Origin of the sequence: Pseudomonas sp. MF4836, from assembly GCF_002018875.1 — a bacterium.
GTDB lineage: Bacteria > Pseudomonadota > Gammaproteobacteria > Pseudomonadales > Pseudomonadaceae > Aquipseudomonas.
Map to the genome: position 1 here is coordinate 42,976 of NZ_MVOL01000015.1, position 13,354 is coordinate 56,329.

Sequence of the window (13,354 nt, forward strand, 5' to 3'; positions counted from 1 at the left end):
CAAGAGGTGTGGATGAACATGAAGCGGTTTTGCCTGCGTGGCGTGATCGCGCTGGGCCTGTGTGGCGTCGCCGTCCAGGCTGCGGCCGAATGCCGAGCCAGTGCCTATTCCGGGGCCGAGGTGCTGTATGAGGTGTGCAAGGACTGGCTGGCCTACCCCGGCACCCGAATCACCGGGCAGGCGCGGTTGGAGCATCCGCAACAGGCCTTGCCGCCCGAAGAGCCCGGCAGCTATGAGCTGCAGCTGGCGCTGGTGTCCAGCCGCGACGGCAGCGTCCAGGCGTCTTACTCCCTGCCTGCGGCGATTCTTTCCGACACCAGCACCTTCCGTGGCCTGGGTATCGACACGGCGCGCTATCGCTTGAACGAGCAGGTGCGGGCCTTTGGCATCCGCAGTTTTTTCGAAGGCACCTCCCGCGCCAACCCCGATGGCGAAACCTGGCTGACCCTGTACGTGCGCGATGGCAAGACGCTGCGTCCAATCCTGGAGAAGCTGGTGGTGGAGTCTTCCAGTGGTGAATGGGATACCCGCTGCAACGGGCATTTCTCCGACAGCAAAAGTACCGTGGCCGTGGCCAAGACCCGCAGCCAGGGGTACGCCGACCTGATCGTCACCACCGTGGCCACCGACAGCGAAGCCCTTGAGCAGGGCGACGATTGCACCACGGCCTCCAGCCACACCCGTACCGCCACCACCACCTTGCGTTATGACGGCCAGCGCTACAGCGTGCCCCCAGGTCTGAAGGCCTGGCGCTGAGGGCTGCGGCGAACCCATGCGTGGTGCCTGCCCGATCCACGGCCGGCTCGCGGCCGTGCTGGCGCTCGACGCCGAGGTCGGGTTGATGCCCCAGCCCGAGTCGCGAAGGAGGGCGTTGCGGTCTACCGACCGGACCTGGTCTTTTGATCGAACCGGCTGGTGATCAGCGCCAGGCTTCGTGCAGAATCCCCCCCTTGATTCTGTGCCAGGCATTGTCTGCGGGGCACATTGCGGAGTTTTGTCGATGACTGCATCACTGTTGCTGGCCGTGCTCGCTTCCGGCTTTATCTATGGCATCACCCCCGGCCCGGGCGTGCTGGCGGTGTTCGGTATTGGCGCCGCCCGGGGCCGACGGGCCGGGGCCGGGTTTCTCTGCGGCCATCTGCTGGGAGATGTGGTCTGGTGCAGCACCGCGCTGGTCGCCATTGTCGGCGCCCGTGAGATCGGCAGCAGTGCCTTTGATGTACTGGGTGTGCTCAGCGGCCTGTACCTGTTCTGGCTCGGCCTGCGTGCGATCCGCACCCGCAGTACCGGCAGCGACGCCCCCCAGGGCGCGGCGCGGCAACCGTTCTGGCACGGCATTCTGTTCGGCCTGACCAACCCCAAGGCCTACCCGGTGGCGGTGGCGACCTTTACCGCACTGCTCTCCAGCCGCGCCGAGCTCTTGACCTGGTCGATGCTGCCGTGGCTGATTCTGCTGAGCTTCCTGGGCGGTGTGGTGGCCTACGCGATCCTGATCGGCGTGGTCGGTGCCCGTCAGATACGCACCCTGTACCAGCGCCATGAGCTGGCTATTACGCGGGTTTGCGGAGTAATGTTCATCGGCTTCGCCATCAATGCCCTGGTGCATGCGCTGCCGGGGCTGATCAGCAACAAGGGATAACCGCGCTGCAAGGCTGCAGCAGCGAAGCGTCAGCGGCCGATGCCGTTTGACCAGGCCCAGGGATTGATACTCGGCGTTTCATTTGCAAGGCAGTCCCTTTCCCTGATGGCAACCAAGAATTCAGCGCCTCTGGCCAGCTTTATCGACCTGTTGCTGGATGCCGTGTGTGCGGTGGACAGCAACGGCCGCTTCGTCTTTGTCAGCGCCGCCTGCGAGCGGATTTTCGGCTACACCCCCGAAGAGCTGGTGGGCACTGCCATGATCGAACTGGTGCACCCGGCAGATCGCGAGCGCACCCTGCAGGCCGCGCGGGAGATCATGGCCGGGGTGCCGATGCCCAATTTCGAAAACCGCTACCTGCGCAAGGACGGGCGCATCGCCCATATCCTCTGGTCGGCGCGCTGGTCGGAGGTCGATCAACTGCGCATTGCCGTGGCCCGGGATATCACCGAGCGCAAGCTGGCCGAGTCCAGGCAGGCCGCGCTGTATGCGATTTCCGAAGCGGCCCAGGGCGCCGAAGACCTGCTCGGCCTGTTCCAGCGGGTGCATCGGATCATCGGTGAATGGCTGCCGGCACTGAATTTTTCAGTGGCCCTGCAGGACCCGCACTCCCAGGCCATGAGCTTTGCCTACCATGTCGACCCCAGCGAGCAGCAGCCGGAACGCACAGGCAGTTTCACCGGCCGGGTGTGTGCCGAAGTGATCCGCAGCGGCCTGCCGTTGCGCCTGACCCCAGACTCCGGCGAGCCGCTGCCGGAGTCTTTCCCACCCATACCGGAGCCGGACAGCACGTGCTGGCTCGGGGTGCCGCTCAACTCGCAGAAAGGCACCATCGGAGCGCTGGTGGTCAGGAGCGCGCCGGGCGAACGCTATACCGAGCAGGACCAGGAACTGCTGCAGTACGTCTGCGCCCAACTGACCACCGCCATCGAACGCCAGCAGTTGCAGGCCCGCCTGCAATACATGGCCGAATACGACCAGTTGACCCAGTTGCCCAACCGCGAGCTGCTCAAGGAGCGCCTGCGCCATTCACTGGCCCGGGCCCGGCGCGAATCGGGGCGCATGGCCCTGCTGTACATCGACCTCGACCAGTTCAAGCAGGTCAACGACACCTACGGCCATGCCGTCGGCGACATGCTGCTGCAGGCCGTTGCCAGCCGGCTCAAGGGCTGTGTGCGTGAGTGCGATACCGTGGCGCGGATCGGCGGCGACGAGTTCGTGATTCTGCTTGAAAGCATGCAGGCGGCCGCGGACGCCGACACCGTGGCCGACAAAATCTGTCAGGTGCTGGGCGACCCACTGCGCCTGGACGGCCATTCGCTGAGCATCCGGCCCAGCATCGGCATCGGCCTGTACCCCGAGCATGGCCTGGAAGAACAGTCACTGTTCAAGCACGCCGACGACGCGATGTACCGGGCCAAGCGGGCGCGCAAGGCCCACTCCCGAGCGTGATTGCCGCCTACTGAAGCACCTTGCCCGAGGTGGCTGGCCCCTGCACCTGGGGCCCATCCTGTGTCCGCGGTTCGCGTGGCGATCGGCGGGTGTTGGGCGGCGCGGCCAGGCACCGTTCGTCGCGGCAAGGGGGATTTTTCTAAACCTTTGTCGCCGCGAAATTTCACATGCCGTACAGGCGGCACTACCGAGTCGCGTTATCACACCCTGAGTTGTTCACCCCTGAGTAAGGAGGGCGAAACCATGAGCCGCATGGCCAACCCATTACGCACTGCCAGCCTGGCACTGCTGCTGAGCCTGGGCGCGACCAGCGCCTTCGCGCAGTCGCCAGCCGCATTTATCGACGATGCCTCGGCCAAGGGCATCGCCGACATTGAAGCCAGCCGCATGGCGCACCAGAAGACCTCGTCCAAGGAGGTCAAAGACTACACCATCGTGGTGATCAATGACCGCACCACAGCCAACCAGCACCTGGCCAAGATCGCCAAGCAACTGGACCTGCCGGTGGCGCCCCGTGAAGAAGTGCTGAGCAAGGCCAAAACCATGATGCCGCAGGTGCCCGAAGGCGAAGCCTTCGACGCCGCCTACGCCGCCAGCCAGGTCAAGGCCACTGAAGAAGCCATCGAGCAGATCCAGCAGCAGGCCCAGACCAGCGAGGTTCCCGAGCTCCAGGCGTTTGCCGAGGAAACCCTGCCCAAGCTGGAAAATCACCTGCAAATGGCCCGGGCCCTGCAAGCCAGCCGTTGATTTCCTGAGGCCTGCGGGTGAGCCGCCTTGGCCGCTCACCCGCGACCTGTTCCAGGCCCCCAGCCCACTGTCAGATTTTGATCAGCCCTTCCAAGGAGACCGGCGATGTCGACTCAACACGTGCGCAATCAGTACGAAATGCAAAACCCCCTGACCCAGTACCCGCAGCCGAAATTTCCCGATCAGCCACAAACCGCCCCCGGTATCGACCAGGACATGACGCCCCGGCCGGACCACGGTGAGCAGAGCTACCAGGGTTTTGGCCGACTCAAGGGACGCAAGGCGCTGATCACCGGCGGCGACTCGGGCATTGGTCGGGCGGCCGCCATTGCCTATGCCCGGGAAGGCGCGGATGTGGCGATTAACTATTTGCCCGAGGAAGAGCGGGACGCGCGCCAGGTCATCGAACTGATCCAGGCCGAGGGGCGCAAGGCAGTGGCGCTGCCCGGCGATATTCGCGACGAAGCCTTCTGCCTGGAACTGGTGCGCAGCGCCCATCAGCAACTGGGTGGCCTGGACATCCTGGTCAATGTGGCGGGCAAGCAGGTGGCTCAGCAACACATCGCCGAACTCAGCACCGAGCAGTTCGACGCTACCCTGAAAACCAACGTCTACGCCATGTTCTGGATCTGCAAGGCGGCGTTGCCGCTGATGCCGGCCGGGGCCACGGTAATCAACACCGCGTCGATCCAGTCGTATCAGCCCTCGGCCACCTTGCTCGACTACGCCACCACCAAGGCGGCGATCGTGGCCTTCACCAAGGCCCTGGCCAAGCAAGTGATCGAGCAGGGGATCCGGGTCAACGCGGTGGCACCCGGTCCGATCTGGACCGTGCTACAGCCCAGTGGCGGCCAGCCGCGGGAGAAAATTCCCGAATTCGGCCTGCAAACCCCAATGAAACGCCCCGGCCAACCGGCAGAGTGCGCGCCGCTCTATGTGCTGCTGGCGTCCCAGGAGTCGAGCTACATCACCGGCGAAGTGTTCGGCGTCACCGGCGGCAATCCACTGCCATAAGCCCCAGCGCTTCGGGGCCGGTCGCTGGCCAGCCCCGGGGCGAATTCAGCACTGATTCAAATCGGTCTTGCGACCGTCTTCGGCGCCCGAGGCGTCGAGGTTGAGGGAATCGCCACGACCGATTTCCTTGTACTGGCTGCGCAGTTTCTCCAACTGCTTGAGGTCCAGCCCATCGAGGCTCAGCACCGCGTTGTGCGCATCCTGGGTGGCGCGCAGCAACTCATCGATCTTGATATGCAAAATGTCGTTGTCGCGGTTCTGGGTGTTCTGGATCAGGAACACCATCAGAAACGTGATGATGGTGGTCGAGGTGTTGATGATCAGCTGCCAGGTGTCATTGAAATGGAAAATCGGCCCACTCAGCCCCCACAGCACAATCAGGCCGACCGCCACCAGAAACGTCTTCGGGCTCCCGGCCCACATCGACAACGATTGCGAGATCTTGGAAAACTTCATGAGCGGATTCCTTATCAGAATGGACCTGAACTTCTGACCGCAGCGCGGTGGCGGAATTTCTTTTAACTGCGCGAGGCCTAGCGGCCCTAGGTTGCAGCGCTATATGAGGGGAAATCTTTCTTTGTGTCGGTTTGTGTCTAGTATCAGTTGGCCGGCAAATTGCCAGCATGTTCATACACGGATCGGAAAAGGTAAGAGGTCACCCATGGAATTCTTCGAAAAGTTAGCCAGTCTCGCTGCCAAGGTACGTTTGCAAGCAGCTGCCATTCAAACTGAGGAGGCGACAAAAAATGCCTTTGTCATGCCTTTCATCAGTACGGTGCTGGGATACGACGTATTCGATCCAACGGAAGTGACCCCTGAGTTCGTGTGTGACATCGGGACCAAAAAAGGCGAAAAAATCGATTACGCCGTTATGAAGGAAGGTGAAGTGCAGATCTTGATCGAGTGCAAAAAGATCGGCGAGCCTTTGCATATCAATCATGCCTCGCAACTCTTTCGCTACTTTCACGTGACCAGTGCGCGGATATCCATTTTGACCAATGGTCAGGTCTACAAATTTTTTACGGACCTGGATGCGCCGAACAAGATGGACGAGAAACCGTTTCTCGAACTCGACCTGTTGGATATCGATGAATACGCGGTGCCGGAACTGACAAAACTCACCAAGTCAGCCTTTGATGTCGAGTCGATCATCAATGCAGCGGGGGAGTTGAAGTATGTCAGTCAGATTAAAAAGGTCATCGCTTCGCAGGTCAGCAAACCCGACGACGACTTTGTCAAAGTCTTTGCTTCGCGGGTCTATGACGGGGTGATTACCCAGAAGGTTCGCGAGCAGTTTTATGAGCTGACGAGAAAGGCCCTGGGGCAATTTCTCAATGACCAGATCAACGATCGGCTCAAGTCGGCAATGAGTGGCGCGATTCAACCGCCGATTGCTGTCATGGCCACTACCGGGAAGGCTGCTGGGGGCGCGGAGGAAGAGGAACTCGACCAGATCGAGGACAAGGTGTTTACCACCTTGGAGGAACTGGAGGGTTACCACATCGTGCGTGCAGTAGTGCGTTCTGTAGTCGATGCCAAGCGCATTGTGCAGCGAGATACCCAGAGCTACTTCGGCATATTGCTCGATGACAACAACCGCAAACCCATCTGCCGCCTGCATTTCAATCGTTCACAAAAGTACATCGGGATCTTCGACCAAGACAAAAATGAAACCCGCCATCCGCTCAACTCCATCGATGATATCTACGAGTATTCGGATTCCCTGAAAAAGACCATCGGCTATTACGAATAACGCCGGCATTGCTCCTGACGCCTGCAACGGGCGTCAGGGGTGAGCCTGGTGGATATTGGCAACTCTGGGGTTCAGCAGTTGAACTGCGCTTACAGATGAAAATACTTCTTCGCACAATAAAACAGGGCAAGGCTGGAATCGCCCTGGCTGCGGGCTTACCGTGTGGCCTGTCGCGCCGATGATGGGGCGACGGTTTCAGGGAGGCAGGCATGAGGTCCAGCGCGGATACTTCGGTTATCGAGCTTTATCACCAGGCGGAGGATGATTTCTTCGTCGCCATTTCCCAGTTGTATCGACAGTTCGGCAGCAGCCTCAGCGCTTACTGCACCGGGGTCGAGGCCAGCAGCCTGAACCTGCTGCTGGTGAAGCAGGCCGACCCCGAGCTGGCGTCGCAGCTGGCCCAGGGCATCGACTTTCTGCAACGCACGCAGATGCCGTTCTGCGTGGTGGTGCGTGACACGCTGGTGGCGCAGGTGCATGAGCAGTTGCAGCAACAGCAGCTGCTGGCGAGCGACCAGACCACCTGCATGCACCTGGACCTCACAACCTGGCAGGCGGCGGGGACGGCCCCCGGCCAAGTCGATATCCGTTGCACCGACCAGCACCTGGATGACTGGTCGCGGCCGGTGGCGAGTGCTTTCGAGTCGGGCGAGGAGGGCATTGGCCAATACCTGGCACGGCATCGGGCGGCGCTGGCGGCGGGGCGCTCGCTGCGCCATTTCAGCCTGTATGTCGAGCAATTGCCGGTGTGTTCGCTGACCTTGTCCCTGGGGCCTGGGGTGGCCCGGCTCGATGACATCGGCACCCAGCGCGAGTACCAGCATCGGGGTTATGCCAGTGCATTGATCCAGCACGCCCTGGCGTATGCCAAGGTCGAGGGCGCGCAGTGTTGCGTGCTTGAGGCTTCGATCGACGGTTTGTCGATCTACCGTCGGGCGGGCTTTGCCACCCTGTTTGAATACACCACCTTTTGCCGCGAGTGACAGATCACCCGGGCCCGCTGGCTAGCGTGTGGCGTTGTGGCGAAATTGCCGTGGGCTGATGCCGGTCAGAGCCTTGAACTGGCGGCTGAATGCACTGTGGTCGGTGTAGCCGCATTGCAGCGCCACCTCGGTAATGGGCAACTCGCCCAGCAGCAGGCGCGAGGCGTGTTCCAGGCGTGCCTTGTGAATCATCTGCCGTGGCGTGAGGTGGAAGATGCGCTTGCAGTAGCGTTCCAGCTGGGCAATCGACAGGTCGGCAATTTCGGTCAATTGCTCGAGGCGGATCGCTTCGCTGTAGTGTTCGCGGATATAGCGGTCCACTGCCGCCAGGCGTTCATAGGCCGGGTGGGTATCGTGGGCCGCCTGCAGGTCGAGGGAGATGCCGGCCATGCCGATGATCTGCCCCGCGCGCCCGTGCAGGGGCAATTTATGGGTCAGGCACCAGCCGGGTTCGCGGCTGCCGTACAGGTGCAGTTCCAGTTGGCCCTTGATGCTGATGCCGTGGCGCAGCACCCGTTGGTCCTGCTCGGTATAGACCGGGCCGAGCACCGCCGGGAATACCTCGGCGGACGTCTTGCCCAGCAGCGGCTCGATGTTCTTGAAGCCGCAGCGCTGGGCCAGGGTCAGGTTGGCGATCAGGTAGCGGGCCTGCAGGTCCTTGATGAAAAATACCGCGTTGGCAATGGTGTCGAGCAGTGGTGCAATCAGCGCCATGCTGCCCAGCAGGCTCTCGATGTCTTCGGGGCGCTGGCGCGCCAGGGCTGCGGGCAGCCGGTGCAGGGTGGCGGGTTCGATCATGCTGCCGTTCCTTGAATGACCTGGCTGTCAGCCGCTGCTCATTATGGCGAGGCACCGGGCTGTGGCAAGGGCGGCGACCCGCATGCCGCTCGGCTAGCGCTTGAGCAGAGTCCCGATGCGCGCCGGCACCAGGGGCGTGCGTGGTCGGGGCGGGTCCCAGCCGAACAGGGCTTGCGCCGCCGTGGCGCAGACCCGGCCCTGGCAGGCCCCCATGCCGCATCGCGATTGCAGCTTGGCGGCGGTCCAGCCGGGTTGCTCGGCAATGGCGGAAAAGGCCACGTCTTCGCAGCGACACAGCAGGGTATCCGGGCGCGCCAGTTGCAGCACCTCCGGCCGCAAGGTGAAGGTGCTGCGAACCTGATCGGCAAACGCCTGCCAATGCTGGCGCCGCTGACTCAGCGCCGCCGCGGCGGCGTCCTGGCCGCTGGCGACCAGCCCGGCGATTTCGCCTTCGATCAGCGCCAGCTCGCTGCCGCCGACCCCGGTGCATTCACCCGCCGCCAGGACCCCGGAGACATTGGTGCGTTGCTGGTGGTCGACAGCGATGGCGTGTTCGTGTAACTGGCAGCCCAGGTGGCTGGCGAGCAGGGTGTTGGGCACCAGGCCAAAGCCGCAGGCCAGACGCTCGCAGGGCAGTTCAAGGGTGCGCTCGCCCTGGCGGATGCGCACCGCTTCCAGCCGTTGCTCGCCCAGGGCTTCCATTACATGGGCATTGCTGCGATAGGCCGGGGTGGCCAGGGTCAGGGCCTGGCGGATTTTGCTCGGCCAGCGCCACAGGCCCGTGGCAAAGCCGGCCAACGCAGCGCTTGGCGCCTGTTCCAGGACCCGGATCACCCGGGCGCCGGCCTGACGCGCACTGGCGGCGCTGGCCAGCAGCAGCGGGCCGCTGCCCGCCACCACCACGCGCCCACCGCGCAGCGGCAGGCCGTTTTTCAGCAGCGCCTGCAAGGCCCCGGCCCCCGTGACCCCGGGCAGGGTCCAGCCGGGGAAGGGCAGCAGCAACTCACGGGCGCCGCAGCACAGAATCAGTTGTCGGTAAGCGATGATCCAGGCGTGTTCGGCATCCTCCAGCAGCAGCGCCTGAGGGCCGGCGGCGCCGATGATGCGGGTGCCGCTGAGGTAGCGCAGTTGCGGCGAGTCCAGCACCTTGAAGCGCTCGCGCACGGCCGGATCGAGCCGGGTGTCCGGGCCGTTGCGCCAGATCTGCCCACCGGGGCGCGGATTGTCGTCGATCACCACCAGCGAGGCGCCACTGCGGCTGGCGGCCTGGGCGGCGGCGAGACCGGCCGGGCCGCTGCCGACGATCAGGATGTCGCAGTCCAGTCGTTGTTCGGTCATAGGCTGCGCTCCACGTGCATGCCTTCGCGGCACAGGGTCTGGCACGCGAGTTGGCGCCGGCCGTCGATGGTCATACGGCATTCCTGGCAAATGCCCATGCCGCAGAACGGCGCGCGCGGGGCACCGCTGCATGAGCGGCGAGTGCGCTCATCGCCGCTGTGGGCCAGGGCCGCGGCGACGGTCAGGCCATCGCGCACGGTGAGGGCCTGATGCTCGAGGTAGATGATCATCGCGGGTCTCCGGTCAGTACGCCGAAGCGTTCGGGCAAATAGGGACGAGGGTCGATGGGCGATGTCTCGCCGAGCATCAGCGCTGCCAGCACGCGCGCGCTGCCGGGGGCGGTGGTCACGCCCAGGCCTTCATGCCCGAGGGCCAGCCACAGGCCTGCTTGTCTGGGGTGCTGGCCCAGCAGCGGCAAGCCGTCGGGGCTGGCGGCGCGAAAGCCGGTCCAGGCGCGAATGCCGTTGAGTTCGGCCAGCGCCGGCAGGTAATCCACCGCCCGTTGCAGCATGGGCGCGAGTACCGCCGGTTCGACAGCCGGGTCCAGGGTGTCGAACTGGCGCGACGAACCGATCAGCAATTGCCCGGTGGGGCGCGGCTGCACGTTGAACGCCACCGAGGTGCCGTCGCTGGCGTGGGCGCTGGCGGCATAGCCCAGTTCCACCAATTGGTGCGTGACCTGGCTGGGGTAGCGATCGGTGATCAGCAGGTGGCCCTTTTTCGGCCGCAGGGGCAATTCGGGCAGCAGTTGCCGGGCGGCAAAGCCGTTGGCCAGCACCACGTATTCCGCGTGCAGCACGCGGCCATCGTCGAGCTCGACCCGATTGGCCGCGACCGCTGTCACCGTGGCGACCTGGCGACTGATGCTTGGGTGGTTGTGCAGCAGCCAGCTGGCGGTGGCCGGTGCGTAGAGGATGCCGTCGCCGGGAATCTTCAAGGCGCCGCCCAGCCCCTTGCGGAGCATGGGTTCGAGTTCAGCCAATTGGTCTGCACCGAGCAGTTCGCCGGCCACCCCATGTTCGGCCAGGGTTCGTTGCTTGCTGCGCGCGAGGTCCATTTCCCCGGTATCGGCAGCCAGCCACAGGGTGCCGCAATTGCGATAGGCGCAGGCGGCCGGCAGGTGCTCGCGCAGTTGGCTCCAGAGGCCTATGGAGTAATGACTGAGGGCCAGTTCGGCGGCGTTGTCGTCCATCGCCACCAGGTGGCCCATGCCGGCGCCGGTGGCGCCACCGCTGGCGTTGTCCAGCACCTGCACCCGCAGGCCGCGCCGGGAAAATTCATGGGCACAGGCGGCGCCGATGATCCCGGCGCCGATCACGATCACATCGGCCTGGGCCGCTTGGGTCACGGCAGGATGCCCCAGCCGAAGGGATCGTCGGCCTGGATCAGCAGGGTGGCTTCGGCACTGATATGGGCGGTGCCGCGAATGGTCGGGATGATCTGTTCGCCGGCCTGCTCATAGTGGGCGCTGAACTGGCTGCCGATCACGCTGGCCTGGCGCCAGGTAGCGCCGGGGGCGAGTTTGCCGTCGGCCGCCAGGCACGCCAGCTTGGCGCTGGTGCCGGTGCCGCAGGGCGAGCGGTCATAGGCCTTGCCGGGGCACAGCACAAAGTTGCGGCTGTCGGCATCGGGGTCGTCGGCGAACAGTTCGATATGGTCGATCAGCCCGTCGTTGGCGCCGCGGATTCCGGCTGCCTCCAGGGCTTCGCGCACGGCCCAGGTGTACTGGGTCAGGGCTTCGACGTTATCCAGGGCAATGCGCTGGCCATGGTCGCTGATCAGGAAGAACCAGTTGCCGCCCCAGGCGATATCGCCATGGATCCGCCCGTGCCCGGGCACGTCCAGCGCCACAGCCTGGCGATGGCGGTAGGCGGGGACGTTGCGCACGCTGACCGAGAGGTCGTCGTGCAGCGTGGCCTCGACGGTGCCCACCGGGGTTTCGATGCGGTGCACGCCAGGTTCGATGCGCCCCAGGTGATGCAGCGAGCGCACCAGGCCGATGGTGCCGTGGCCGCACATGCCCAGGTAACCGCTGTTATTGAAGAAGATCACCCCGGCACAGGCGTCGGCCGCCTGCGGCTCGCACAGCAGCGCGCCCACCAGCACGTCGCTGCCCCGAGGTTCCAGGGCGCAGGCGGTGCGCCAGTGGTCGTGCTCGCGTTGCAACAGCGCCAGGCGTTCGGCCATCGAGCCATTGCCCAGTTCGGGAAAGCCGTCGATAACCAGGCGAGTGGGTTCGCCCCCTGTGTGTGAATCGATGACGGTAATTCGTTTCATGGCATCACCTGGCAAGAAAGGCCTACAGAGTGAGCCGCGATCGGGTGTGGTCGCTTGTGGGTTTTCATCGCTGCTGATGACGAAATCGGCATAGTTTCAGGCTCGGGCCGACACCTCGCTATCGAGCCAGGGTCTGTGCTGATTTCGTCACTGATAGGGGCGAAAAGGCTCAAGCCCGTTCTGGGGGAAACGGCGACCCTGTGTCTTTTGCTGCATTCGCCGGCTCACGCGAGCCCCGCTCATCACGGCGCCCTGGTCCCTAGGCCGGGACCACCGTTCCCAGGTCATGAGGCCCTGCCATGTCTGAACACGTCACCTTGTCATTGGATCAAGTCCACGCCCTGTCGCTGCAGGTGCTGGCCCGCCACGGGCTGTCGGAGGCCCACGCGCAGGCGATTGCCGAGGTGGTGACCCAGGGCCAGCGCGATGAGTGCCACTCCCATGGCGTCTATCGCTTGCTCGGCTGCGTGCGTTCGGTGCGCGAAGGCAAGGTCGACCCCCAGGCCGAACCCAGCGTGCGCCACATCAGCGCCGGGGTGCTGGAGGTGGATGCGCATTACGGCTATTCGCTGCTGAGTTTCAAGACCGGCCTGCCCTTGCTGGCCGAAAAGGCCCGCAGCCAGGGCATTGCGGCGATGGTGATCAAGCGCTGTTTTCACTTTTCGGCCTTGTGGCCAGAAGTCGAGGCCGTTGCCGCCACCGGGCTCGTGGGGCTGGCGATGAACCCCAGCCACAGTTGGGTGGCCCCGGCGGGCGGCAAGCAGCCGGTGTTCGGCACCAACCCCCTGGCCTTCGCCTGGCCGCGACCGGGCGGCCATCCGTTTGTGTTCGACTTTGCCACCAGCGCCATCGCCCGCGGTGATATCGAACTCCACGCCCGCCAGGGCAAGCCCATCCCCGAGCACTGGGCCATAGACGCCCAGGGCCAGCCCACCACCGATGCCAAGGCAGCGTTGCAGGGGGCCATGCAGACTTTCGGCGGGCACAAGGGCTCAGCCTTGGCAGCGATGATCGAGTTGCTGGCCGGGGCACTGATCGGCGACCTCACCAGCGCCGAGTCCATGGCGTTCGACGAAGGCGTCGGCGCTGCGCCTTGCCATGGCGAGTTGATCCTGGCGTTCGATCCCAAGGTGTTTCTGGGGGCGGATTACGAGCAGGGCCTGGCCCGTGCCGAAGGGTTGTTCCAGGCGATCACCGGGCAAGGCGCGCGCCTGCCTTCGCAACGGCGCTTCGAGGCGCGGGAGCGAAGCGAGCGACACGGGGTGCAGATTCCGCAGGCGTTGTATCGGGATATTCAGGCGTTGCTGGGGTAGCGCAAAGATCGCCCATAGCCGCTGCCGAGCACCGAGAGGC

14 protein-coding genes are annotated in these 13,354 nt (G+C 64.3%); 8 read left to right on the forward strand and 6 right to left on the reverse strand.

The window, feature by feature from the left end:
• Positions 1–18: 18 nt before the first annotated feature.
• The 5 genes from MF4836_RS28400 to MF4836_RS28420 all read left to right on the forward strand — a co-directional run bounded on the left by MF4836_RS28400 (position 19) and on the right by MF4836_RS28420 (position 4,852).
• Entirely contained in the window at positions 19–756 is a 738-nt protein-coding gene (locus MF4836_RS28400; RefSeq protein ID WP_238596228.1) for a hypothetical protein, read from the forward strand.
• 244 nt (positions 757–1,000) lie between these two features.
• A complete protein-coding gene (locus tag MF4836_RS28405; RefSeq protein WP_078473148.1) occupies positions 1,001–1,639 on the forward strand; it encodes a LysE family translocator in 639 nt (212 codons plus the stop codon).
• Between the two features lie 105 nt (positions 1,640–1,744).
• Positions 1,745–3,091 carry a sensor domain-containing protein gene (locus MF4836_RS28410; RefSeq protein ID WP_078473149.1) on the forward strand — a complete coding sequence of 449 codons (1,347 nt, stop codon included), beginning with the start codon at positions 1,745–1,747 and terminating at the stop codon, positions 3,089–3,091.
• Positions 3,092–3,334: 243 nt separating this feature from the next.
• A complete protein-coding gene (locus MF4836_RS28415) occupies positions 3,335–3,838 on the forward strand; it encodes a DUF4142 domain-containing protein (RefSeq protein ID WP_020297438.1) in 504 nt (167 codons plus the stop codon).
• A 105-nt stretch (positions 3,839–3,943) separates the two neighbouring features.
• Positions 3,944–4,852, forward strand: a complete 909-nt coding sequence (locus MF4836_RS28420; RefSeq protein WP_078473150.1) for an SDR family oxidoreductase — start codon at positions 3,944–3,946, stop codon at positions 4,850–4,852.
• Between the two features lie 45 nt (positions 4,853–4,897).
• Here the strand turns inward: MF4836_RS28420 and MF4836_RS28425 are convergent, their stop codons facing one another.
• Positions 4,898–5,308, reverse strand: a complete 411-nt coding sequence (locus tag MF4836_RS28425; protein WP_020297437.1) for a low affinity iron permease family protein — start codon at positions 5,306–5,308, stop codon at positions 4,898–4,900.
• Between the two features lie 205 nt (positions 5,309–5,513).
• Here MF4836_RS28425 and MF4836_RS28430 point away from each other — a divergent pair, with 205 nt between their 5' ends.
• The gene (locus MF4836_RS28430; protein WP_078473151.1) at positions 5,514–6,605 is read left to right on the forward strand and encodes a type I restriction endonuclease; all 1,092 of its coding nucleotides are present in this window, start codon (positions 5,514–5,516) and stop codon (positions 6,603–6,605) included.
• 209 nt (positions 6,606–6,814) lie between these two features.
• A complete protein-coding gene (locus MF4836_RS28435) occupies positions 6,815–7,588 on the forward strand; it encodes a GNAT family N-acetyltransferase (RefSeq protein WP_078473152.1) in 774 nt (257 codons plus the stop codon).
• A gap of 21 nt (positions 7,589–7,609) precedes the next feature.
• On the opposite strand, the gene MF4836_RS28440 is transcribed toward MF4836_RS28435, so the two are convergent.
• The 5 genes from MF4836_RS28440 to MF4836_RS28460 all read right to left on the reverse strand — a co-directional run bounded on the left by MF4836_RS28440 (position 7,610) and on the right by MF4836_RS28460 (position 12,001).
• Positions 7,610–8,386, reverse strand: coding sequence for an AraC family transcriptional regulator (locus tag MF4836_RS28440; protein WP_078473153.1), 777 nt, complete (start codon positions 8,384–8,386; stop codon positions 7,610–7,612).
• A gap of 93 nt (positions 8,387–8,479) precedes the next feature.
• Positions 8,480–9,724, reverse strand: coding sequence for an NAD(P)/FAD-dependent oxidoreductase (locus MF4836_RS28445; RefSeq protein ID WP_078473154.1), 1,245 nt, complete (start codon positions 9,722–9,724; stop codon positions 8,480–8,482).
• On the reverse strand, positions 9,721–9,954 hold the full coding sequence (locus tag MF4836_RS28450; RefSeq protein WP_078473155.1) for a (2Fe-2S)-binding protein: 234 nt from the start codon (positions 9,952–9,954) through the stop codon (positions 9,721–9,723). Before MF4836_RS28450 ends, MF4836_RS28445 begins: the two co-directional genes overlap by 4 nt.
• The gene (locus MF4836_RS28455) at positions 9,951–11,072 is read right to left on the reverse strand and encodes an NAD(P)/FAD-dependent oxidoreductase (RefSeq protein WP_078473156.1); all 1,122 of its coding nucleotides are present in this window, start codon (positions 11,070–11,072) and stop codon (positions 9,951–9,953) included. The genes MF4836_RS28450 and MF4836_RS28455 overlap by 4 nt, the downstream gene beginning before the upstream one ends.
• Positions 11,069–12,001: a 4-hydroxyproline epimerase gene (locus MF4836_RS28460; protein WP_078473157.1), complete on the reverse strand. Its 933-nt coding sequence runs from the start codon at positions 11,999–12,001 to the stop codon at positions 11,069–11,071. Before MF4836_RS28460 ends, MF4836_RS28455 begins: the two co-directional genes overlap by 4 nt.
• 299 nt (positions 12,002–12,300) lie before the next feature.
• Here MF4836_RS28460 and MF4836_RS28465 point away from each other — a divergent pair, with 299 nt between their 5' ends.
• Positions 12,301–13,314, forward strand: a complete 1,014-nt coding sequence (locus MF4836_RS28465) for an Ldh family oxidoreductase (protein WP_078473158.1) — start codon at positions 12,301–12,303, stop codon at positions 13,312–13,314.
• Positions 13,315–13,354: the final 40 nt, after the last annotated feature.

Excerpts from the sequence above, each read along its gene's own strand:
- MF4836_RS28440 (WP_078473153.1), bottom strand. The coding sequence starts at position 8,386 with ATGATCGAACCCGCCACCCTGCACCGGCTGCCCGCAGCCCTGGCGCGC.
- MF4836_RS28430 (WP_078473151.1), top strand. The coding sequence starts at position 5,514 with ATGGAATTCTTCGAAAAGTTAGCCAGTCTCGCTGCCAAGGTACGTTTG.
- MF4836_RS28435 (WP_078473152.1), top strand. The coding sequence starts at position 6,815 with ATGAGGTCCAGCGCGGATACTTCGGTTATCGAGCTTTATCACCAGGCG.
- MF4836_RS28415 (WP_020297438.1), top strand. The coding sequence starts at position 3,335 with ATGAGCCGCATGGCCAACCCATTACGCACTGCCAGCCTGGCACTGCTG.
- MF4836_RS28450 (WP_078473155.1), bottom strand. The coding sequence starts at position 9,954 with ATGATCATCTACCTCGAGCATCAGGCCCTCACCGTGCGCGATGGCCTG.
- MF4836_RS28460 (WP_078473157.1), bottom strand. The coding sequence starts at position 12,001 with ATGAAACGAATTACCGTCATCGATTCACACACAGGGGGCGAACCCACT.
- MF4836_RS28465 (WP_078473158.1), top strand. The coding sequence starts at position 12,301 with ATGTCTGAACACGTCACCTTGTCATTGGATCAAGTCCACGCCCTGTCG.
- MF4836_RS28410 (WP_078473149.1), top strand. The coding sequence starts at position 1,745 with ATGGCAACCAAGAATTCAGCGCCTCTGGCCAGCTTTATCGACCTGTTG.
- MF4836_RS28420 (WP_078473150.1), top strand. The coding sequence starts at position 3,944 with ATGTCGACTCAACACGTGCGCAATCAGTACGAAATGCAAAACCCCCTG.
- MF4836_RS28425 (WP_020297437.1), bottom strand. The coding sequence starts at position 5,308 with ATGAAGTTTTCCAAGATCTCGCAATCGTTGTCGATGTGGGCCGGGAGC.
- MF4836_RS28400 (WP_238596228.1), top strand. The coding sequence starts at position 19 with ATGAAGCGGTTTTGCCTGCGTGGCGTGATCGCGCTGGGCCTGTGTGGC.
- MF4836_RS28405 (WP_078473148.1), top strand. The coding sequence starts at position 1,001 with ATGACTGCATCACTGTTGCTGGCCGTGCTCGCTTCCGGCTTTATCTAT.
- MF4836_RS28445 (WP_078473154.1), bottom strand. The coding sequence starts at position 9,724 with ATGACCGAACAACGACTGGACTGCGACATCCTGATCGTCGGCAGCGGC.